This window comes from uncultured Flavobacterium sp., from assembly GCF_963922255.1.
GTDB lineage: Bacteria > Bacteroidota > Bacteroidia > Flavobacteriales > Flavobacteriaceae > Flavobacterium.
This window is the reverse complement of the sequence record NZ_CAWUIC010000020.1, coordinates 1-24,644: the sequence shown is the minus strand read 5'-3', so window position 1 is coordinate 24,644 and position 24,644 is coordinate 1. Positions and strand designations below refer to the sequence as shown.

The window sequence follows — 24,644 nt, the reverse complement described above, 5'->3', positions numbered from 1 at the left end:
AATTGCATAATCTTCGTTTTTGGAAACTCAAAGTTATGCTTTTACATAGATGCTTTAAGAAATGGATAGGCTCGGTGTCTGTACGGAGTTTTTTGTACTTATAAACTTTTGTTATAAAGTACTATGTAATTCTGGAATATCACATTCCAGAATTGTATGTAAAACAGTATTCCTCTACTTAATTTTTATAAATAGTGTAAAGTACGGTAAACCGTAAGGTAAGTTTGTAGATAGGTTTTATCTTTGTTAAATTACGTGTTTATACATATTTGATTATGTTTTGTTTATCCATAATTTAGCATTTAAATCAATTGTTTTTTCTGCTTTCTTCCTGATTTTGTAATTAATTAGGTTGAAATAGCTAACATGAGTAAATCAACAATAAATGGTGTAAAACTATGGCACATAAATGTTTTATAACTTTCAAGACGGAAGATATTTATTATAAAGAGTATATTAGAGATGAAATGGAAGTTGACATGATTGATAAATCATTGAATGAACCTATAGATTCAGACAATGAAGATTATATCATGAGAAAAATCAGAGAGGATTACCTTTCTGAATCAACAGTTACAATATGCTTGATTGGAACAAGAAGTTCTGAAAATTTAGGATGGGAGGAGCAAAGATATAAAAAGCGCGAACTTCAAGCATCGCTGTTTAACGGTGAAAATAATTCTAAAAATGGAATATTGGGTATTGTATTACCTTCTATGTATGACACAATTTACACTGGTTCGGGAATTTGTAGTACTTGTGGTAAATCACACTCTTATGTAAAAATAAATGACTCAACAATAGTTAAGGAATTTAGTTATAATTATTACATACCAAATAATAAGTGTGCTTGGAGCGAAGAAGATAGGTATTGCGTTTTGGTTAAATGGATAGATTTTGAAAAGAATCCAAATGACTATATCAACAAAGCTTTTGAAAAAAGAACAAGTAATATTGCAAGTAAAACTAAAGTTCGACCATAATGGAATATAACGACTTCCCAGGATTATATCAAGCTTCAGACAAAGCATCTCTTTCGGCTCAAAAGAATTATAAAAATATTATTGCATACGACTTAATAACTATGATTATTGCTTCAGGTCTTGCTATTTATAATTTTAGGCAAGTTGATCCTAAACTAATAGTATATGTATTCTCTGGATTTTTTTTATTAATAAGTTTTGCTTTAACGTTAATCATTAGGACTAAAAAATTCGAAGATGTATGGTATCAAGGAAGAGCATTAGCTGAATCTTGTAAGACTTTATCTTGGAGGTTTATTACTTGTTCTGAAAGTTTTGAACATAATTTATCGACGAATCAAGTAGAAGACTATTTTATCTCTCGAATAAAAGAATTAAGTAATGAGTTTAAGGATTTAAATGAGTCACTAAACGCAAAAATTGCCGTTCTTCCTATTATTACAAAGAAAATGTGGGAAATAAGAAACTTAAATACATTAGAAAGAAAACAATACTATATTGAGAATAGAATTAATGATCAAAAAGATTGGTATGCAACCAAAGCTGAATTCAATAAAACAAAATATAATAATTGGTTTCTTGTTATAATTGCATCACAGTTAATTGCTATAATAAGCGTAGCATTCTTAATTAAATATCCAGATTCAAATTGGAATTTGGTGGGGTTATTTACTACAATTTCCGCTTCTGCAATTAGTTGGCTACAATTAAAACAGCATCAAGAACTAAAACAGGCTTATACAACTGCTGCCCAAGAATTAAATTTCATTCAAGCTTCATTTGGTAATGTAAATACTGATCTAGAATTAGCAGAATTTGTATTAGATTCAGAGAATGCAATATCTCGTGAGCATACCTTATGGTTAGCTCAAAAAAGAAAATAATTTAATGGAAAATAAAAATACTAATAATTCTTCTTGGCTACCATTATTAATTTCTATTGGTGGTATTTTACTTCTTGCACACCTAATGTCCAAATTAATCGACCATTTAATTGGTAATGAATTTAAGGAGAATGATTCAGCAGAAAGAATTAGAAGGAAACCGCGAATTTTTGTAAGCCATTCTTGGAAGCATAATAAAGATTATAATAATCTAATTAAAGGATTCGAAAAGCAAGGATTCGATTATTATAATCATAGTATTTCGATAGAAAAGGCAGAGGATTTAAAAAATGAAAGAGAAATTGAAAATAAAATAAAAAATCATTTATTGTACAGTAGATGTTTACTTGTCTTGGGTGGGAGTTATTCAAATCAGTATTGGATAAAAAAAGAGGTTGAAATTGCAAAATCTCTAGGTAAGAAAATCATAGCAGTAAGACCTTGGAACACAAATAATATTCCGAAATATTTAGAGAATTCCGCTGATGAAATCATAGGATTTAACTCTAAAGCTATAATTGAAAAAATAAAATAAACATTGCCAATAAAGCAAATAAGTAATTAATAGGCTTGGCTTATGTTGGGAACTTTACTACGTGAGTTCATTTCACTCGGGTCTCCGGAAATTCTATTAGTAGATTTGTACCTAAAAACATTTGTTATGAAGCACTATGCAATTTTGGAATAGTGCATTGCAAAAGTGTAAGTACGTTAGTTATCTTGTGCTTAATCTTTATAAATACATGACTTACTTGAAAACGTATAGTAAATTTATGGATGGTTTTACCATTGTTAAATTACGTGTTTATACGTATTTCCTAAAGTTTTGTTTATACGTAATTTAGCATATAAATTCTTTGCTTTTTTACCACTTTCTTTCCAAATTATATCTTAAGTAGGAGGAAAGTTGTGAATATAAACTAGTTGAAAAAGATTTTAATGAACCTATCCCTATTTACTAATCAAGAAAATTGAAATTATGGCTTTTAAAAGACCTTGGTGGAGACGTATAACAGAAGTTTTTGTAAAAACACCTGGAAGATGTGTTGCAAAAAGAAATTACAGTGGAGATATAGTCGGATGTCAGCAATCACCTTATTCTTGGTTGTGGGGACATGGAGAATATAAAGACTGTGGTGATGATTGCCTTCCTTAAAATATGAATAGCTCTAATACATCACATAATGTTTATTTTAGCTATTTTCTTATCTCTAACATAATATAATCAAAACCAATTTAATATGAAAAAAGAAATATCCCTTTTTGTAGTAATCTTGTTTTTATTTTCGAGTAGCTCTTTTGGACAAACAGATATGAGAGAAAACAGACATGTCTTTAAATTCGATGTATCTTTAAGTGAATGTAATTTCGACGGAACATTGGTCACTCCAACCAATAGCGTGGTAATGAAGAAAGACTGGAAATTTAGAGTTCGAAATATTCTAAATGATGGCAAAGATTATGTAATTCAAATTTCTGAATTTACAGATGATAACCCTACAGCAAAGGCACAAAATGAGCTTACATATCAAAGATCCGGTGTACAAAATATTTATTTTAAAATGAGTTCTAGTCAATATTTAGCATTCGCTAATGAACTTAAAAGAAGAGGTAGCTTTGTTGTGGGTGCGTCAACAACTCTAATTAAAATTAGACCAGGTAACGGGAAGGAAAAAGACGATGAAAATGTTATTTATTCAGAGTTTGGAAATGATTTTAATATTGGAATAACCGCAGGATGGAGAATAAATAATTATAAAGATAACGTAGCAGTTTCCATAGTGGGTGGACTTGGTTTTTCCTCCATTAAAGTGACACCACAAACCACAAGAGATTTTATAAGTTCTGAATCGTCGCAAAGTGCAATTACGTTCAGTGGTGGTTTAATATTTGAAGTGGAGAAATTTCAAATAAGTACCTTTGTGGGTCTTGATACAATGTCAGGTGAAATAGGAAGAAACTGGATATATAAAGATAGACCTTGGATTGGTTTAGGTTTTGGGTATGAAATATTTAAACCACAAGGGAAAATTGAAAATGATAAACCATAAAAAAAAAGTAAAATAGAAATATCACTTTGGCACTAGGTTATTGTAGTACTAAATTAGATTCTTTAATCGCACAAACTGAAAATAATATAACGGGCGAGGATAATATCGAGAAATTTGATGTTAATATTGTTATAGTTTCTTTGATACAATGCGCAGGTATAATACTAGAAAATTACTATGTCATGCTAACGTATCAAAATCCTTGGTAATAAGTTTCGCTGTCAATTGTTTTAATAAATTCGGTTTATGAGCTTGGTAGAAAGTTTATTTTGTGCTTTTATTTTCAATGCCTTTTTTAATGCTTTTTACATATAAATTGCCAAAAAAAAGAAAAATGAAATTTACGAAACAACTCTTTTGCATATAAGTAGAACGAACATTTAAATATTATTTTTCAACTGTAGTTTGCTTGGAGTTTCCACCCGATAATTTTTTTATCTTAAGATGCCCACAAGTCCTTGTTGGCATTTCTTTTTAATCATTCCATTCTTTATGCTAACGTTCTCGTGTTAAGTAGTTTTTTCTTTCATTTTTTACTTCGTATCTTATAGTAGTATTAACAAAGCATAACCATACAATATAGCCTTCTAAACCTTTTTATTGAACTGGCTTTTGATTATTAACTTTTTTAATCATTAATGTAGTACTGCAAAATGTAAAATCCATTAAGGAGTAGTGTTTTTTCTATTAAATTAGGTATTTATACGTATTTCAGAGGCTTTAATTAATTCCTAATTTTGTTGCCATAGCAAGTGTATAAAAAGGTAAAAGTGAAATTAGATTCAGGATTTAGAAATGGAATAAGAGGCAAAAAAATCAACTTTTACAATACTTGCGGATGTAGGTACCATAGCTATAAAACAAAAGCAGAAAATTGCCTAAGAAAACCAGAACAACCGATGTAAGGATAAATCAAAAGGACTTACTATGATTTGAAATGTAAAATTTATAATAAAGGAGAAAAAAAAGATCTGAACACTCCTCAAAAAGAAGTAGGACAAAATTAAAAATCAAATAAAATGAAAAAATTAATTTATTGTGTTATGGCGCTAGGAATAGGAGTGCTAATTTATTCGTGCTCGAAAGAAAGTGACAGTAGTCAAGTTAATGAACTAAACGGAAACAATGTGAATATTGCTGAAGAATTAAATAATGTTTTTAATAAAGTTAGGGCAAATAATTCTTCTTCAAGACTAATGGTTCAAGTAGAAAATGAAGAAAATCCTTTTGATAATGTTGGTGCTAGTCATAATGAAATATTAGGACATCTTATGGCCCAAGAATATACCGACTCAACTATTTGTAATGCTATAAGTGAAGTTGAAAGGGAATTTAATACTGAAATTGAATTTAATTGTCAAGAAATGTTATCATTCATTAATGAAGGAAAAAATGAAACATTTGACAGTATAAATAATTACAAGACAGATTTATTTGATGAGCTTTATAATAGCAATAAGATAGGATTGTCCGAATATTCAATTGTTAATACTACTATTGAAAATGTATACAGTAGCATCGATCTTAATGAACAAATCGAATTGCTTAAAGTTGCTGAAGAGTATACCATAAGTTCACAATCTTTAACAGAAGTTGAAAAAGGACGAATTTTAAGAACATTTGCAATTTATCGATATAGTTCATTTTACTGGGAAATTGAAGCATCTGACAAAAAACATCCAATTGTTGCTTTAGCTGATGCTTTAGCAGAATATTGGGCAATGTATGGGGATGATTCTCCTTCAGAGGATGGTTATACTATTAACGCTATTTCCTCTTTGGTCTCTGCAAGTGTTTCTGTAATTGTAACGGTTATTATGCCATAATTATCTAAAAAGTATAGCTGTAATTTTGTAGTTATACTTTTTTTTAAAATATTTACACTATAAAAAATCATAATGTTTAAAAAATATCTATTCACCTTATTTTTAATGACTAGTTCTTACAGTCAAGTAAAACAAAATGTAACACTAAATGGAATAGGTAAAATATATTTATTTGGAGAGAACCATTTTGTCAAGGAAAAATATGATGAAATGAAAACTTTTATTATGGAACGGTTAGAAAGCGTACCCTCTGGTGAGAAAGTTACAATGTTCTTGGAACTACCCACTAGTTTTAATTTTGCGTTGAATAAAATGAAACTAGAAAAGGATACAATTGTTTTTAATGAATGGTTTATGCATCTCTACAAACAAAAAAATGTAGCCCCTTCATTTTTCTGGACGGATTACCAAGAATTCATTCTGTCAATATTACAATTTGCAGAAAAAAAAGAAATTGATTTTCAGTTTAAGGCGATAGATACTGAGTTAGAGTTCAGACGAACTGCATTTGTATTATCTTCATTTGATGATACAACAACTACTCAAATAGATAGTTTACTAAATGTTAATTATATAGAAAAGAATGAGACAAACAGGTCTTTTTTAATAAACTATGTAAACGACTTGGCAAAAAAAACAACCATTCCAAATGAATTAAAAATTTTAGATCGACTAAAAGAAGCTCTCTTGATTGACTGTACAATTTGTCGTAAACGGGATGAATTTATGTATGATAATTTTATCAGATTTTACGACACTAAAGATTATATGGTTTTTGGTACTTTTGGGTTGGATCATGTAGTTAATAGCCAAGACTTCTCAGCTATAAATGATTTTTTTAAATTTAATCACAAAGTAGATACAGTAAATCACAAATCACTCTACAATTTTTTAAAAGAAGATTTTAAGCAGAATATCTACCGTGTGGGTATAATTGCACTAAATCAAAACGCAAGATTTTCTAATCTTAAAAAACCAAGAGACTACAGTTACATGATGAACTCAGAGGAGAGAGAACATATAGAAAACCTGCTAACAAATGAAGAGGTAATTAGGATATACCCTTCTGAAGACGAGGTACTAAAAAACCTTGCTAAAAACCTAGACTATATCATAATATACAATAGTTCTAATTTTAGATATTAATTGGCAAAATATTTTCAACTGAAAGTTTTTATCTTAATAAAAAGAAAGTTTATTTTGGCACTATTTTTTAAATCATTAATTGCCCAATGATTTATCTTTCACTATAAATTGCGATTTTTTCGCTTATTCATTTTTAATAATACCTATGATGCAGATAACTTTTACGCTAAAAAAGATACAGATTGGAGTGCTTGTAAGAGTATGATGAATAGAGTAAGCTGCTGTTTTGCTACAAAAGAATGCATTGGAAATAAAATATACTTTGGGTTCAGAAATAATAATATAAGAAAAGGATTAGATGTTAAAATTGAAATTGTAGCCTTAGTAGACAAAAACAGTACTGTTGACTATAAATATGCCTATTCCATAAATAATGATACAAATGTGGAACTAACATATAGTATAAGTTTAGACAATCAAAATTGGGTAGAAAAAACGCTAAGAAGTGGCTATTTGCAAAATTTTTCATTGGAACAAAAGGAAATCTATTTTAGAATAAGTTCTCCAAATAATAAAATTATAAATTACAAATTAACTCCAAATGAACGATATAAAATTTTTTGGAATGTTAAAAATGAATGTTGGGATTTGAATCGTTATTAATTTATAAAAGTCTGCCTAATATTTTAACCATATAAAATTTTATTTTAAAACCAATTGCTATTCTTTTTGACATTATATTTTTAATCATTAATTTCATAATACTAAACGTCTTTTACTAAATCTTTCATTAATATTTATTCCACAACTTATAAATATGCAATAGTTGCAGTTTTTGAATTAAACTTTAATTAAACTTATATAATACAGATTTTGAATATTTAAAACAGTATCCATTTACTAAAAAGAAGAATAATATGAAGTATGAACATAAACTGTTGGTTGCCTAAAAACTAACCCTTTGTTTTCTTTTGGTTAATTATATTTCAAATAATATTAGACCTTACATTCGAAATGGGAATTTGTTAATTACATGTGTTTATAATTTAATATTGAGTCCACTTTTGTTTCCAAAAAAGTAGTATTTATACGTATTTCAGAGACTATAATTAATGCCTAATTTTGTTTCAATACCAAGTCTACAAAAAATAAAAGTGAAAGTACATCACTAATTTAACAGAGTAAATGAGGCATTATAAGCAATTCTTACAACTCTTAGATACATTAGAATTATATCTAGGAAATGGATACTCAGGTAGAAATTACTCAAGAAAATAAAAACAAACAGTTTATTGGTAAATTAAAAAGGCTTGATCTTGACTAAAATATACAGTACAAAATAAGGAGAAAAAAATGATCTGAACACTCCTCAAAAAGAAGTAGGACAAAATTAAAAATCAAATAAAATGAAAAAACTAATTTATTTCGTCTTTGCAGCAGCTTTAGGCGTACTTATTTATTCTTGTACCAAAGAAAATGACGATAACAACGTAATTTTAAAAGACGGAAAAAGCAATAGTATTGTACAAGACTTAAATACTATTTTTAACAATATTAAAAATAATAATTCGTTATCAAAGCTTAATGTTATAGTTGAAAATGAAGAAAATCCTTTTGATTATGTTGGTGTGGATCATAATGTAGCTTTAGCTCATCTTATGGCACAAAACTATACAGATTCTACTTTTTGTAATTCATTATCTGAAATGGAGAATGAATTTGAAGTCGAAGTTAATTATAATTGTCAAGAGGTCTTATCGCTTATTGAGGATGGTAGGATCAAAACATTTGATAGTTTAGGAAATTACAAAACAGATTTATTGGACGAGTTATTAAATGATGATAAAATAAGTGAGAACGAATACTTGATAGTTAATACAACGGTAGAAAGTGTTTTTGCAAGTACCGATTTAAATGAGAAAATTGAGTTGCTAAAAGTTGCTGAAGAATATACTGTGAGTTCACAATTTTTGACAGAAGCAGAAAAATTTAGAATTTTAAGCACTTTTGCAGTTTATCGTTATAGCTCATATTATTGGGAAGTCGAAAATTTGGAGAGAGTAAATCCACTTGTTGCTGTGGCTGATGCTTTAGCGATGTATTGGGCTTTACATTCAGAACTTTCTGAAGTCAATGATGGTGTAGAAGCTGGAATTATTTCAACTTTAGTTTCTGCAGGAGTAGCTGTACTTGTTGACATAGTCTTTCCATAAAATTATTTGTTTTAAAAAACATAATCACTAAATTGCGGTTATGTTTTTTTCTTTTTTTATTTTAACATTGTAACATAAAAAAATGCCTAAATGCTTCTTTTTCTTTTTAATTTGCTTAACAACTTCGTACAGTCAACATTCAGGCAATGTTACATCTGCAGAACAAGGAAAAATAGTCTTATTTGGTGAGAGCCATTTTGTCAAAGAAAAATATGATGAAATGAAAGTCTTCATCATGGACCGTTTAAAAGATGTGCCAGCAGGGGAAAAAGTTACGTTTTTTTTAGAGCTACCAAGTAGCTTTAATTATGCTTTAGAGAAAATGAAAGTAGATAAGGACACTATGGTGTTCAGAAACTGGTTCAATAATGTCTATGCACAAAAAGACAAAGCACCTTCTTATTTCTGGACAGATTACAGAGATTTTATAGTATCATTACTTGAATTTGCTAAAGAAAAAGAAATCGATTTAAACTTCAAGGCTATAGATGTAGAAACAGAATTCAGAAGGACTGCTTATATATTATCCTCATTTGAAACTAAATTTGGAACAAAAATAGACAGTTTATTGAACTTAAATACCATTCATAAAAATGAAGTCAATAGATCTTTTTTAGTAAACTATGTGCATCAATTGGCACAAACCACAACCACTAAAAATGAACAAGAAATTTTAGAGCGAGTAAAAGAGGGGCTTCTAATTGACTGTACCATTTGCCGCAAACGAGATGAATTCATGTATAACAACTTTATTAAAAACTATGATCCAACAGACTATATAGTATTTGGTACTTTGGGTTTAGACCATGTAGTTAATAAACCCGACTTTTCAGCTACAAGTGATTTTTTTAAATTCAATCATAAAGTAGACACAATAAATCATAAATCATTTTACCAATTTTTAAAAACGGATTTCAAGGACAAAATATACCGTGTGGGTATAATTGCTTTAAAGCAAGGTACTACTGGACATATTAATCTAAAAAAAACAATGGATTACAGTGCTACAATGACTAAAGAGGAACGGGAGCACATAGAAGCCTTGCTTATAAATAAAGAAGTAATTAGAATCTATCCTTATGAAGACGAGGTATTAAAAAATATTTCTTTAAACCTGAATTACTTAATAGTCTACAAAAGTTCTAATTTTAGAAATTAGTAAGAATAGCTAAGATTAGTCTGCTAGCAAAAACTAGTATTTATACGTATTTGAAATACTTATCCTAAGTGTTACGTTTGCATGACATAAAATTACGAATAAGAACGCTTACAGCATTACTCATACATATGACTAATAAGCTATTTATACAATAGCTTATTAATAATTGTAGTTGTTGGTTTTAATTTTACTATAACGCATTAATAAGTTATGTAAATGGATAAGTTCGTACATTTTCATTAGAACAAAGAACATTACACATCTAGCGTGAATTATTAATATGAGACCAAAATTAAAAATAGCATTTTATATCCTTTCTTTTTTATTTCTTTTTTGTCAACTTTTTTTGGTTGAATTACATAATAAAGTAGTGTATATACAAATAGGCTATATTACTTTACTAATTCCTTACTCAATTTACGAAGCAATACAATTGATAAATGAGGATAGGATTAACCAAAGGTCATTCTTCAGCAACAGATTGTATTTGGCGATTGCCTGTTCTGTTACTTTGATACTATTAGTAATTACTGTAAAATATAATGTAGTTTTGTAACTCTATCTTCAAAGCGAAGCTGAAGTATACATAAGAATAATTACACGATAACCTTTTTAAGGTAGTGTAGGATTTAATAAAAGTATCAAAAATGAAAAGAATAGTTGGATTTTTTCTAGTAATAACGCTCTTATTACAATCGTTTAGTACTGTAATTGTTGCTGATAATACGAAAGAGAATTACAATTCTTTAAAAAAATATATTGAAAAGAAAAACATTCCAATAGATTTAGAACAATCGTTATTTCTTAAAAAGAAAAGTGACTTTAATAAAGTAGCTATTTATAAAACAGCTAACTATTATAAAAAAGATTTAAATAAGTTTTCAATTCCTGATGTTTACTTATTTAATAAAAAGGCTATATTAATCGATGAGAACGCTTTCGGAGGTTGTATAATTGACAGATCATTTAATGAAGATAGTGACTATTACAGCGATATTTTAAAAGAAAATAAAGTACTTAAGGTTGAAAATGACAGTAGTGAATGTAGTCTGGAAATGTTGAAAAATAGCCTTTGTGATTACAAAGGTAATGCTGTTTATCCTTTTAAAGAAGATAAAGCTTGCTTAATTTTTTTATGGGCAAAAAACAAAACATCTAGAAATTCTTTAAATCATTACATAGCGTACACTTTAGAAACAATAGATAAAAGTAAAGAAGAAGTTAATATATTTTTCTTAAATGCAGATGAATATTCATATCAGTAAAAGTAAATATTTTACGCTTGATATAATGTTTAAAAAATAAATCTAAAGTAAGAAACGATATAAAAAGATGCTAGTAGGCATCTTTTTAAATTTATAGGGAATACTTCAAAATATTTAAAAAAATTAGATGATATAGTAATAATCATCATATAAATTCATAGTACGCAATTCGGGAATTATACTATTCAATTCGGGAATTGAACAAACAACCTCTTTTCATAATCAACACCAAACCATAGATTTGCTACCTAACTAATTAATGAACAGCTTAGCAAATGAAAAACTTTTCAGAGGGCCTACTAGCCTCACTAGAAAAACAGCTAGAAATAATTTACAAAGTAGATGACAAACCAATTGTACGTGCCAAAAAAGCCATTAAAGCAACCATAAATACATTTGAAGAATTAAAAACCTTTGTATTAAAATATGGTTTCAAAAGCAAAGAGGAAGAAATAGAGTTTTTCAAAAAAATAAAACCAAAAGTAGCCAGCAAACTGATTTACTATAATGAAATCTACAATATAGAAATCAATAAACCATCTGGCTCAAATAAAGCCATTAAAAAGTATTATACAAAAGAACAAACTAAACTTAAAGACTTTTACTACTCCAACAAAGAGTTCTACAAATATTACAGATCCGGTAGTAATAGTTTAGATAAAAAATATTTCCTAAGAAGAAAGCACGATATCCGTTTAACCCTTGACAGCTTCTACTTCCAATCAGATTATTCGTTCGCAACGTCACACGATTACAAAGTAGCTCAAATAGTAGCTCATCAGGCCTTAGAAGAGTACTTAGAATCAAAACTTAAAAAACACCAAATACAGAATTCCACAAAACCAAAACAAGCACACCTCTCCTCTCCTCTACAATGGACAGGATCAAAAGTAGCTCTTGTAGAACTAATGTATGCACTCCACACAGAAGGAGTACTCAACAATGGAAATCTAAGCCTAAACGAAACCGCAAAAAATATGGAAGTAGTATTCAATATAGAAATCGGACAATTCAACAGAATCTTTTCAGAGATAAAAAAACGCAAAACCATAGAACCCACAAGCTTCCTAAACAACCTAAAACAAAACCTAACCAAAAAAATCCAAGAAGCAGACGAAAAATAATAATATAAAAACTCCCCACAAACCTGCCATCCCAACAACGAAGTGAACTCACATAAAACTCCCTTCACTCTTAACTCTTCATTCTTCACTCATCACTCATCACTCTTCACTAATCCCTTTTCCCCACAAACCTGCCACCCCAACAAAGGATACCCTTCAAATAAAAACTTTGTGCAACTCCGTGACAAACTTCGAGATACATCGTGCAACTCCTCAAACAAACCATTTCCACAAGCAGAATTTCACCACAATCATGTCATACTACAAGGACCTCACATAAACCAATCAACTGTCAACCGTCAACTGATAACTGATAACTGATAACTGTCAACTGATAACTGTCAACCGTCAACCGTCAACTGATAACTAGCATTCATAATATTAAATATCAAACACATAGCTTTTAAATCATTTAGAGAACTCAATACTATAATTAATGTTTACAAAAAAATAACATAAATTAATTTATTTGTTAAATTTTTACAAAATAATTACTTTTTTATATCTAAAACATCCACAAAAGGATGAAAAATTACGATTAAACAAAAACCGTAACATTTTAACAAAAAAACCGTAATTAACACTTAATTATTACTATTATTTTTATAAAAATTGTGTTAATGACTAATATTTTGAAATATAGAAACATTACAAATCAATCATATAGCACAAAATCTAATTTGTATCATCCTAAATTATTTATATGAAAGCACTATTTACTTTACTCGCATTGTTTTTTATCCAAATATTTTGGAGTCAACAGCAAAATTATGACAGAGAAAACTCTTCAGGGAGTTTTTTTGAAACGGTTTTTGATCATTATGGAAATGAATATGCCTTAAAGGACATTAAAAGAGAAAGAAGCGATCAAAATAAATATATTGATCCCTCATGTAACGCTGGGATGTTTCGATTAACCTTTACAGCTGGTAGTGGCTTTGAAGACCCTACCAACACTGCTCATAATCAAAGACGAGCGGTCATTTGTCAAGTATTTAGTGATTTATCTGATTTTATCAATAGTCCGCTACACTCAAATGGTAATCAGGTAGAAATATGGGTTAGAGATGTAGGCGGGATGTTAAATGGAGCGTCACCATCAACAACTAACGTTCTAGGATTGGCTTCTAGTTTTTATCTACGGCCAACACCTCCAACCGCACCAAATGTGAATGGTGGTATTATTGATAGTGAAATATGGAAAACAGTACATACAGGAATGGATTCCTATGAGGGTTCCATTTCACCTTTAGTTAGCGAAACGGGTTCTGGCAGTTTTTTTCATGGACTTGTAGCTATCAATTTTTCCAATGCCGGTCATAATTGGAACTTAAACACGGGTATCAATTGTCCTATTGATAAAATAGATTTATACTCAGTGATACTGCACGAAGTAACTCACGCACTAGGTTTTGCAAGTTTAATTAATCATTTAGGACAATCAAGATTAGGAGCTGGTTTTCCGTATTTTAGTCGTTATGACACATTTTTGCAAACTAATGGTGGTGCAAATTTAATATCAAGTACAGGCAGTTGTAACCCTATGTACAACAACACTTTTATTGGAAATGTAAATGACTTACGTCCAGGTTGTAATTTACCTAATGGTTTGGAAACAGGGCCTAGTTTAGATGTTGTTCCGACCTCATGTAATAGTACCATTCGTTATTTCAGTCCAATGCAACCAAATGCTATTCCTGTCTATACTCCAACATGTTACCAGAATGGAAGCAGTTTAAGTCATTTTGAAGACTCATGTTATCCTTCTGGAAGTGCCTACGGAAATAATCAATATTTCGTAATGAGTAATGCCAATGGCAACGGAGTTACGAAAAGACATTTAACCACTGAAGAAAGACAAACGCTTTGCGATATTGGCTATTCACTGCAAAATAGTTACGCAACTGGTTCTTTTAATCAGTTTAATTATGCAGTAAGTGGTTCTTGTGATGGTATCCAAGTAGCAGGTGTTAATGATGGTATAAGTGGTGGAGCTTTTACTTTTATAGGACCGGGTACAGTTGCCAATCCAATAGTGATTCCAATAAATGGTGCTGGTGGTATTTTAACCAATGATTTTAATGGAATAACCAATACTACTAATGATATTAGGATAGAATGCTTGCAAGATGTGTATGATAATTCTGCATTAATAAATGGCTCAACTAACGCATTTAGTAGTACAACTTCAATTAATTCAATTACATTTTCAAGTGCTAATATTGGTACGCACCTTTTACGATATGTACCTATAGTAAATGGTGTTAGAGGGAATATAACGTATGTCTATGTTAATATTCCTTTAACTGCTGCGAACTTTAATTGTAATACTCCCTCAGTTTGTAATATGGTGAACAATGGAGATTTTGAGAATGCACTGCAAAACGGAGGATTCAATAATAATACTTTAAGTTGTTGGCAAAATTTCGCAAACTCTCCAGATCTTTTTGCTTCAAATGATCCTACAAATACTACTACAACAAATAATCCAACTGCAATTACAAATGTTTTCACTTGGGCTTCAATACCAGCTACAGACTCTCATAATGGGATAGCACAAGGTAATTTTAACTTTATTGGAATGCACAATAATAATGGAACTCAATCTGAGGCAGCACAAACAATATTAAATACTCCTTTAGTGCCAGGTGAAAACTATGTATTGTCTTTTTGGGCAAAAGTTAATAATAGAACTGGTTTTGGAAATATAATAACCTCAAATATTTCCTTTTTCTCAGCACCTAATTTTATAGGAACAACATTACCACAAAATGGATTAAATGCAAATAATTTTATAAATGATTACGCTAACTCATTTGATATTGCAAATGTAAATGTACCAAATGATAATCAATGGCATTTATATTCTATTCCTTTTACATTCACTGGAACAATTCCTCAAAACAGCTTAATCATTGCTAAAAGGGATAATAATCCAAATAATTTTAATCAATATATATTTGTCGACGATGTATCAATTATTCCAGTAAGTCAATCAACATCATTAATAATGCCTCCAAATGTATGTGTTGGGCAAACAATATATGATTTAGACAACTATTTAGCTCCCGCTCCCACAGGTGGAACTTTCAGCGGAATTGGGGTTAGCGGCACTAGTTTTACTCCTCCAACTGCTGGTATATATACTATCGAGTATACATATAACAATAATAACGGTTGTGAAGTGGTGATTGCAACTACTTTTGAAGTATTAGATTGTAATAACATAATTAGTCCTATTTTTCCAAATTATGGACCGTATTGTGTTGGGGCAACACCAGCTGTTCTCTCCACAGTTTCAAATAATTGGGTTAATGGCGTTTGGAGTCCAGCCACAATAGATACGTCTGTAGCTGGTACTTTTGACTTTACCTTTACACCAACTATTACCAACCCAAGTCAAAATGCGGAAACTATAACGATTCAGATTACCATAACAGAACCTTCAGTACCCACTTTCGATTTTAACTCCACTGTCGTATGCCAAGGTAGTTCATTTCCATTACCAAATGCATCAACAAACACTCCTCCAATTTTTGGACACTGGGAGTTAGTTTCTAATCCTGGTGTTACGGTTACAAACATAAATACATCTGCAATAGGTGACATAGATTACGTTTTTATTTCAAATCCAGGTTGTAATCTAAACGAAACGTTTACATTTTCTATAGAAAATTGTGAACCAATGATTATAGTTGGTGCAGAAGTGAGCTGTGAAGAAACAACTCCAAATGAGGAGGAACCATATGATCCTGAAAAAGATATTCATTTTCCAGGTGATGACAACATTGTTGATGGACCTTGTTTACGTGTATGTGAAAACAGCACAATTGAATATAGCCTTACAGGAAACACAAGTCTTATTTCATCAACGGTTTGGAATATTACAGGTGGGTCTATCGTTAGTTCTGATAATGTACATTGTGAAATACAGTGGAATGGTGCAGTGGTTTCGCATATTCAAGCTGTGGTGACACTTAATACAATCAATCAAGATGTAATTACTATTGACCGTTGTGTAGAACAAATAACACAACCAAATGCAGAATTTAATATTATTCCTTTTCCAGTGGGTGAAGCTGCTTTTGGATGTATGAATACAGAGGTATACTTTGATAATCTTTCAACAGCTAATGATGGTAATGGAGAATTATATTATTATTGGGAATTTGGAGATGGTGGTACATCAACAGAATTCGAACCAACCCACGTATATACACAAAGTGGTACTTTTACAGTTATTTTAACGGTAACCAATGGCTGTAGTTGTTTAGATACGTTTACAACTGAGATAGTAATTGATAAAGGAATTAATGCTATAGAATGCCCTAGTGTAGTTTGTGAAGGTGAAATAAGTACATACAACGTTGATGCAGATTGTCAAGTAGTTTTTGCAACAAACGAAGGAGATATCATAGGCCAAAACGGAAATGAAGTTACCATACAATGGAATAATGTAAATCAAAGTGGTTTTGGAACACTAATTACAACGGCACCTGGTTGTACAGAATGTGTGATGGCAACTCAAATACCAGTTATTCAAACAAACGGTTTTATTCAAGGTCAAGCAACAATCTGTCAAGGTGAACAGGCCATTTATAACCTACCGCAATGGCCAACAACTGATTTCAATTGGAATATTGATGATTTTGGTACTGGAGCACAATTAATATGGAACAACCAACGCAATGAAATAATTATACAGTCAAACGAACCTGGAACAGTAAGATTATCATGCCAATATTACAATACATTATTAGGCTGTGGTGGATATGCTGAATTAGAAATAACTATTGTTCCAAAAGTACATTTAGGTCCTGTAGAATTTGTATGCCTTGGCAATACCCAAAACTTCGTGTTCTTAAATAACAGCAATAATCCAGTAAATGTAAATTACTCAATTTATGAACCTAATAATCCAACTCCAATACAAAATGGGTCGAATGTCAATAATTTTAATTTAAATCCTTCGATAACAGGTTATTATACGGTGGAAATTACCAACACTAATTTATGTGCCAAGCTACCTATGGAAATTAAGGTGATTGATGGCTTAAATCCTGCTCCAACTATTGATGGCGATCCATTGGTTTGTCCAGGAACTCCATACACCTATGTAGCATCAAGCAGTAATGGTTCAACAGTTTCCAATGCAACTTTAAATTGGACCATAACGGGAGGAACATTTGTAGGGGCATCAACGGGAACAAGTGTGCAAGTTATTTTTGACGCTAATGCAACACCTCCTTATAACGTGTCGGCATATTACGAACTAAATGGATGTACTAGCACCACAACCGTTTTTGAAGTAAACCCATTAGCAGTGGATGTTGCATTTGATAATCCGCTTACAGAAGTTTGTGGAAGTTCTACCCAAAATTATAGCATCGTAAGCTTGCCAACTAGTAATGTGACTTTAACGGAACTCGACTTCATCAGCTGGAGTGTAATTCCTGCCAATGCAGGAAGTATACAAAGTGGTTTAAATGATCCTAATGCCATGATTACATGGAATAACAATGCAACAAGTGCACAGCTTCAAGTAAAAGTTCGTAAATGCGGAGTGGAAGAAATTATCACAGAAACAATTACAATAAACAACACTGTTCCTGTAACTATAGCTGCCAATAATACTGTGGTCTGCGCTGAATCTCCTGTTCAATTTACTCTCTTTGGATTGACATCATATAGCAGTATTGATTGGGATTTTGGAGATGGAAATACTACAACTACATTTGGTAACACACCATATATTTTTACAACAACTAATATTTTTGAAAATGCTGCTAGTACAACAACATACACGGTTACTGCAACTGTGAACGAGCCTAATGGCTGTCCTAACCCAGCAACTGCTACAATTCCAATTACGGTAATTCCGACACCTGTGGTACAGCTAGATAAGACTAAGTTTTTAAATTTATGTGATATCAATACTCCTGCGGACTTTGTTTATACAGTTCCAATACAAGCCGGTTGGTCAGGATCAGAATCAATTGAATGGTTCCACAATGGAGTATCAACTGGAATTACAACGTATTCTATTACTATTCCAGACCCTAATGCTCCTGGTAGTACAGTTACAATTGCTGATGTAATAGGTAATTATCAAGCTTTGGTTACCAATGCAGTAAATGTTAATGGTACGATTTATAATTGTACTGGTTTCTCTGAAAAAATAGTTGTTAAAAATCAGTGTCCAACTGGTTCTACCTGTAGCACAACTAATGATATTATATATTCTAAAACATTTGGATGTAATTCTGCTACATATACTGCAAATCCTGTTGGAAACCCATCATATGTTTTCTTTCGACTTTCTAATGGAGAGATTCAGACAGATAATTCAGTACCTTTTTCGGCAACTTTTTCAGATTTATCTCCTGGTGAACATTTAATTACAATTCAAGCAGGAATGACTCCACCTGATCCAACAATCTGTTGGGGTCTGGAAGAAGAAACATTTATTATACCATACAAAGCCGATTTAAAATATGATGTAGTATGCAACAACGGAGCTTATGATGTTACTCTTTTGGACCATTCGCTTTTTTACTTTTCAACTCCAATAGAAAATTACACATTTAGTATTGATGGCGGAACTCCAGTAAATATTACTAGCCCTGTAGCTTTACCAGCTATTAACCAAGCTACATTTACTGGCATTGCTCCGGGAACTCATAATTTTACAATAACTATTTCTAGTACTGGATATGCACCTTGCACATTTACATTAGAAGATATTGTATTACCAGCAATTATGCCTGTGGCTGGCTTTACGATAACCGACATAAACGGTGCACCGCTGACGGAAATTTGCGAAGGAGAACCCGTATACCTGACTCCAATCGATAGTACTGGAAGTCCAGTAGTTTGTCCTGATTGCTCTTATAATTGGAATTTTCTACTTGACGGTGCCATAAACACTAGCCAAAATATGGTAAAAACTTTTGAATTTTCAAATGGTGATATCCAACCTATTTCACTAACCGTTAGTAACCCATGGGGCTGTTCAGAACCTTTTAGTGCTAATATTCCAATATATGAAATTGGTATAGACGGTTCTCTTAAACCTACTCCTGTTTCTGCATGTTTGGGAGACACGATTACATTAAGTTATGAAGGTGTTTTTGGTTCTAATATTCCTAATAATTTAGAATGGTATTATAATACGCTAAATACTCCACTAGGAATTGGCATGACGATGAATGTAACCGAACCAGGCTATTACTTTGCTTATGGTCTAACGGCTAATGGTTGTAGAGAAATAGTGGATATAGATCCCATAAACGTAAGTTTTATTCCTCTGACTGCACCAACAATTACAGGAAAAAATGCTATTTGTAAGGGTAGCGGAGCGATTGTACTAACGGTGCCTACCGCTTCAAATACAACATACACTTGGCAAGTAAGTTCCAATGGCGGTTCATCGTTTACAACAATTCCTGGCAATACCACTATGACCTACAATCCTCCTATTACTGGTAATTATATATTTAGTGTGGTGGCTAATAGTGGCGGCTGTAGTAGTGCACCAACAACACATACTGTAATGGTTTATCAAACTCCGAATTTTCCGCTCCTTGCAATTACCAATCTACAATGCAACCCATATGAAGTAACAGTTTCGGTTACTAATCCCCAGACCGATGTGGTATATATTTGGAGTAACGGTACTATCGGAACCACTGCTATTTCATACCATGATGGCCCGCTTCAAGTTCGTGCCGAATTGTTAGGGTGTAGTAGAACCAACCAAATCGATTTACCTGTTGATTTAAGCAGTCATAAATGGTTGTTCCCAGATGGTTGCTATAACTTCTGTTTCAGAGATAATTTTAACGGTTATATTATCGGACCAAATGAAGATTTAACAGAATGGATCTGGACTACTCCTAACGGAGAAGAATCAGGCAGTGGATTCATGTCTGAAGTTTATGTAGGAGATGGTCAATATCAACAATATTTAAATAGTGGGAACTGTCATGAAACATTTGGCACGGCATCTTTTTCAATTATAGAATGTGAACACTGCAATATAACGATAGATCAAATTCACGAATTGTATTGTGACCAGATTAACGGGCAGTCTGTATATTATATTAGTATAGATATTAACAATGCAATGGGAAGTACTTTATATACTACTATGACGGCACCAAACGGTGAAGGGTATTTTAGTCCTAGTACAATCACATTAGGTGGAGGCAGCTCAAATTATACGGGTTATTTTATTCCTAATAATGGTTTCAATGGGGGTACAATAGATGTTTTATTTCAAAGTACAGACGGCAATGAGCTAAATTGTACAGCAGTTGATAATCTAACTTTTATGGGATGTGATGTCCCTAGAATGGCAGCTCCTAAAAATAAAGTAGTCATGGCTCCTAATCCGGCAACATACAGCACAACTGTTTATTATGAATTAGTAGCAAAAGGCGCTATTCAAGTAATACTAACAGATGCAATGGGAAGAGAACTGTACACTACTACGTATCCTGAAAACAAAGGAAGTATTGAACTTGATATCAGCCAGTGGTCACCAGGCTATTATACCTTAAAATTAATACAAAATGGTGAAACAATATTTAGTGACAAATTAATCAAAAAATAAGTAAACAATCAGAAACTGAAAGTCGTAATTTTCGACTTTCAGTTTTTTTCTTATTATTTTTTGTATTTTTAAAAACTATTAAAAAAAAACCAACATGAAATCAAAACTACCCAAATCACATTACCTATTACCCATTACCATTACCCTTTTCCTATTACCCATCACCTTGTTGTCCCAAAACTTCCAATGGTTGCAATCCGGTGGAGGAATTAACTCAATCTCTAGCAAAGAAGAAGTGGTAGATATAGTAACCGATAGCCAACGTAATATTTATGTTCTTTCGGCAATTACAATGGATAATGTAAATGTAAATAATGGTGCACCAGTAGCAGTAACAACTTATGAAGCAAACCCTAATCGCTATGATTTTATTTTAATAAGTTATACCTGTAATGGAACGTATCGATGGCATAAAGTTTTTGGGGGGGGAGGACCTGATTTTCCATCTGGTATTGTTATTGATAACCAAGATAATGTATATATATCTGGAAGAGTCACTCAGTGTAGTGAAAATAATGGTAGTAATCCTTTTTATTCCATGCCTCGTATAGGCGATAATAACGGAATAGATTTTACTTTTTCAAATACCAGTACATCATGTTTACATATGTTTATCGCTAAGTTTAACACCAATGGGGTTTTTCAATGGATTCACTTTGCTCATGCACCACTTGACAGTTCTGTGGCTAATGATTCGGGAATTGCTCGCAATTTTTATATTGTGAATGATGTAATCTATTGGTTAGTACAATTAGCTCCTGGCAGCTACGAAAACGGTGCTTTTAATAATACCAACACCGCTGTGCCTTATACTACTTACATTTTGAAATATGATACCAGCGGTACTTTTATAAATGCAATAGCTTTTGACCTACAAGTATCATCCTACATAAGTAGCGAGGTTAGATGGTATCGAAATCCTTATAACGGGAACTTTTATGCCATTCATGCCTACAATAGTAATAATAACAATACAATAACCGCGGGAGGTAACACACTTTCTAATACTTTTTCAAAAATTATTTGCTTTAACGACCAAGGTCAATACCAATGGCATAGAGAGACAACAGGAACGTCAATGAATTTAACAAGTATCGATTTTGATGCGCAAAATAACATCTATCTTTCAGGGTTAACGCTTAATTTTGTTCCAGGTAGTTTTTTAGGATGGACTTTACCAGGTTCTAATACAGGGGCAGCTGCATTTGTTATGAAATGTAATCCAAATGTTACTAGTTACAGTTGGGTTTCACACTACAATCCAGCAAATAATTTTCTGGATGGTAATATTCTTTATACACCTTCTCATATTTATTTATCGGGTAGTTTTAATGGAGTTTCATTAACTTGGGGTACACAATCTGTAGTTGGACCAGGTTCTAATAATGGACGTGACGCGATAATTGTATCTCTTGATCCTACAACTGGTAATTGTACTTCTCTAAATCGTTTAGTAGGGAATAACGGTTTTGATGATGGTTTTACTAAAATGATACTAGATTCTAATGGCGACTTATTATTAGGAGGTTATATGGGCTATCAACTTACCGATAGTAATAATGTAAACTACTACAGCAATGGTGGTAATAGTGATTTTTTCATAACCAAATTTGCCACACAAGCCTGCACACCCTTAGCCAATGAAACCTTTGAATCACAAAACATTAACCTATACCCAAACCCAACAAATTATGCAGTAGAACTCCAAAACATAAACCAAGAATACAACTATGCTTTATATGCAATAACTGGAGTTTGCGTACAAAAAGGAGTTGTGAATATAGAAAACAATTATATAAATGTTGAAAGCTTAAGTAGTGGGATGTATATGTTGCAACTTCATGATAAAAACGGGAACTTGAGTAGTTATAAAGTAATTAAGGAATAAATAAAAAAACCAACAACTGTCAACCGTCAACCGTTAACTGTTAACCGTCAACTATGAAACATTACCTATTATCCATTACCTTTTTCCTACTACCCATCACCCTATTTTCCCAAAGCTTTCAATGGCTTCAAAATGGAGGTGGAAATAATACTGTTTCTAACGACCGTAAAGAAGAAGTGATTGACATGGCAACGGATAGCCAGCGTAATATTTATGTGCTCTCGACAGTCACTATGGATAACGTAAGTGTTAATAGTAGCAATCCCATAGCAGTTACTACTTATGAAGCTTGGTCTGTTACCACAGATTTTATCTTGATTAGCTATACTTGCAATGGTATGTATCGTTGGCATAAAGTTTTTTGGGGGGGGGCATTTGACTTCCCAAAAGGGATTGTTATTGATAATCAAGATAATGTATATGTGTCTGGAAGAGTCACACAATGTAGTGACAACAATGGTAGTAACCCTTATTATTCTATGCCTCGTATAGGGGATAATAACGGAATAGATTATACTTTTTCAAATACTAGTACATCATGTTTACATATGTTCATAACTAAGTTTAACACCAATGGGGTTTTTCAATGGATTCACTTTGCTCATGCACCAGTCGATAGTTCAGTGGCTAATGCTTCGGGAATAGCTCGCAATTTTTATATTGTGAATGATGTAATCTATTGGTTAGTACAATTAGCTCCTGGCAGCTACGAAAACGGTGCTTTTAATAATACCAACACCGCTGTGCCTTATACTACTTACATTTTGAAATATGATACCAGCGGTACTTTTATAAATGCAATAGCTTTTGACCTACAAGTATCATCCTACATAAGTAGCGAGGTTAGATGGTATCGAAATCCTTATAACGGGAACTTTTATGCCATTCATGCCTATAATAGTAATAGTAACAATACAATAACCGCGGGAGGTAACACTCTTTCTAATACGTTTTCAAAAATTATTTGCTTTAACGATCTAGGACAGTACCAATGGCACAGAGAGACAACTGGAACGTCAATGAATTTAACAAGTATCGATTTTGATGCGCAAAATAACGTGTATATTGCTGGCGTAGCAGATAGTAATTTTGGAGGTAGTTTTCTAAGTTGGAGTGTTGTTGCTAATACTGGTTCTACTGCTTTCGTGATGAAATGTAATGCAAATGTAACAACTTACAATTGGGTTAATAATTACACATCAAACAATGGTATTGTTGGTATAAGTCAAGGATTAAGTCCGCAAGTTTTATATAATGCTTATACTAATGAAGTATTATTTGCTGGAAGTATTAGAGGTGAAATGTTTTGGAGTGCTCAAACCAATAATGGACCAGGTCCCAATAATGGAATGGACCCACTATTAGCTAAATTTGACTCCACAACAGGTACTTGTACTTCTCTTAATCGTTTAGTAGGTAATAATGGTTTTGATGATGGTTTCACAAAAATGGCACTAGATAATAACGGAGATCTTTTGTTAGGTGGTTATATGGGCTATCAACTTACTGATAGTAACAATGTAGACTATTACAGTAATGGGGGTAATAGTG

At 31.8% G+C, this 24,644-nt stretch carries 15 protein-coding genes; all 15 read left to right on the top strand.

Translation table 11 applies throughout. The features are described from left to right. Window positions 1–398: 398 nt before the first annotated feature. The gene (locus AABJ49_RS13160) at window positions 399–983 is read left to right on the top strand and encodes a TIR domain-containing protein (protein WP_338378751.1); all 585 of its coding nucleotides are present in this window, start codon (window positions 399–401) and stop codon (window positions 981–983) included. After that, complete coding sequence (locus AABJ49_RS13155; protein WP_338378750.1) at window positions 983–1,867, top strand: DUF4231 domain-containing protein; 885 nt, start codon at window positions 983–985, stop codon at window positions 1,865–1,867. The genes AABJ49_RS13160 and AABJ49_RS13155 overlap by 1 nt, the downstream gene beginning before the upstream one ends. Before the next feature lie 4 nt (window positions 1,868–1,871). Then, window positions 1,872–2,402 carry a TIR domain-containing protein gene (locus AABJ49_RS13150; protein ID WP_338378749.1) on the top strand — a complete coding sequence of 177 codons (531 nt, stop codon included), beginning with the start codon at window positions 1,872–1,874 and terminating at the stop codon, window positions 2,400–2,402. 444 nt (window positions 2,403–2,846) lie between these two features. Next, entirely contained in the window at window positions 2,847–3,023 is a 177-nt protein-coding gene (locus AABJ49_RS13145; RefSeq protein ID WP_338378748.1) for a hypothetical protein, read from the top strand. An 85-nt stretch (window positions 3,024–3,108) separates the two neighbouring features. Then, window positions 3,109–3,918: a hypothetical protein gene (locus AABJ49_RS13140; protein ID WP_338378747.1), complete on the top strand. Its 810-nt coding sequence runs from the start codon at window positions 3,109–3,111 to the stop codon at window positions 3,916–3,918. Between the two features lie 1,019 nt (window positions 3,919–4,937). Further along, window positions 4,938–5,744 (top strand): hypothetical protein, encoded by an 807-nt coding sequence (locus AABJ49_RS13135; protein ID WP_338378746.1) that lies wholly within the window; start codon window positions 4,938–4,940, stop codon window positions 5,742–5,744. 105 nt (window positions 5,745–5,849) lie between these two features. After that, the gene (locus AABJ49_RS13130) at window positions 5,850–6,890 is read left to right on the top strand and encodes a hypothetical protein (RefSeq protein WP_338378745.1); all 1,041 of its coding nucleotides are present in this window, start codon (window positions 5,850–5,852) and stop codon (window positions 6,888–6,890) included. A gap of 108 nt (window positions 6,891–6,998) precedes the next feature. Next, entirely contained in the window at window positions 6,999–7,493 is a 495-nt protein-coding gene (locus AABJ49_RS13125; RefSeq protein ID WP_338378744.1) for a hypothetical protein, read from the top strand. 743 nt (window positions 7,494–8,236) lie between these two features. Beyond that, the gene (locus tag AABJ49_RS13120; protein ID WP_338378743.1) at window positions 8,237–9,043 is read left to right on the top strand and encodes a hypothetical protein; all 807 of its coding nucleotides are present in this window, start codon (window positions 8,237–8,239) and stop codon (window positions 9,041–9,043) included. Window positions 9,044–9,125: 82 nt separating this feature from the next. After that, window positions 9,126–10,202, top strand: a complete 1,077-nt coding sequence (locus AABJ49_RS13115; RefSeq protein ID WP_338378742.1) for a hypothetical protein — start codon at window positions 9,126–9,128, stop codon at window positions 10,200–10,202. Between the two features lie 647 nt (window positions 10,203–10,849). Next, window positions 10,850–11,467 (top strand): hypothetical protein, encoded by a 618-nt coding sequence (locus tag AABJ49_RS13110; RefSeq protein ID WP_338378741.1) that lies wholly within the window; start codon window positions 10,850–10,852, stop codon window positions 11,465–11,467. 275 nt (window positions 11,468–11,742) lie between these two features. Beyond that, on the top strand, window positions 11,743–12,591 hold the full coding sequence (locus AABJ49_RS13105) for an RteC domain-containing protein (RefSeq protein WP_338378740.1): 849 nt from the start codon (window positions 11,743–11,745) through the stop codon (window positions 12,589–12,591). Between the two features lie 703 nt (window positions 12,592–13,294). Continuing rightward, window positions 13,295–21,205: a PKD domain-containing protein gene (locus tag AABJ49_RS13100; RefSeq protein ID WP_338378739.1), complete on the top strand. Its 7,911-nt coding sequence runs from the start codon at window positions 13,295–13,297 to the stop codon at window positions 21,203–21,205. Window positions 21,206–21,299: 94 nt separating this feature from the next. After that, window positions 21,300–23,093, top strand: a complete 1,794-nt coding sequence (locus AABJ49_RS13095; protein WP_338378738.1) for a T9SS type A sorting domain-containing protein — start codon at window positions 21,300–21,302, stop codon at window positions 23,091–23,093. Window positions 23,094–23,146: 53 nt separating this feature from the next. After that, window positions 23,147–24,644: hypothetical protein (locus AABJ49_RS13090; RefSeq protein WP_338378737.1), on the top strand; the 1,498-nt coding region annotated here is incomplete at its 3' end.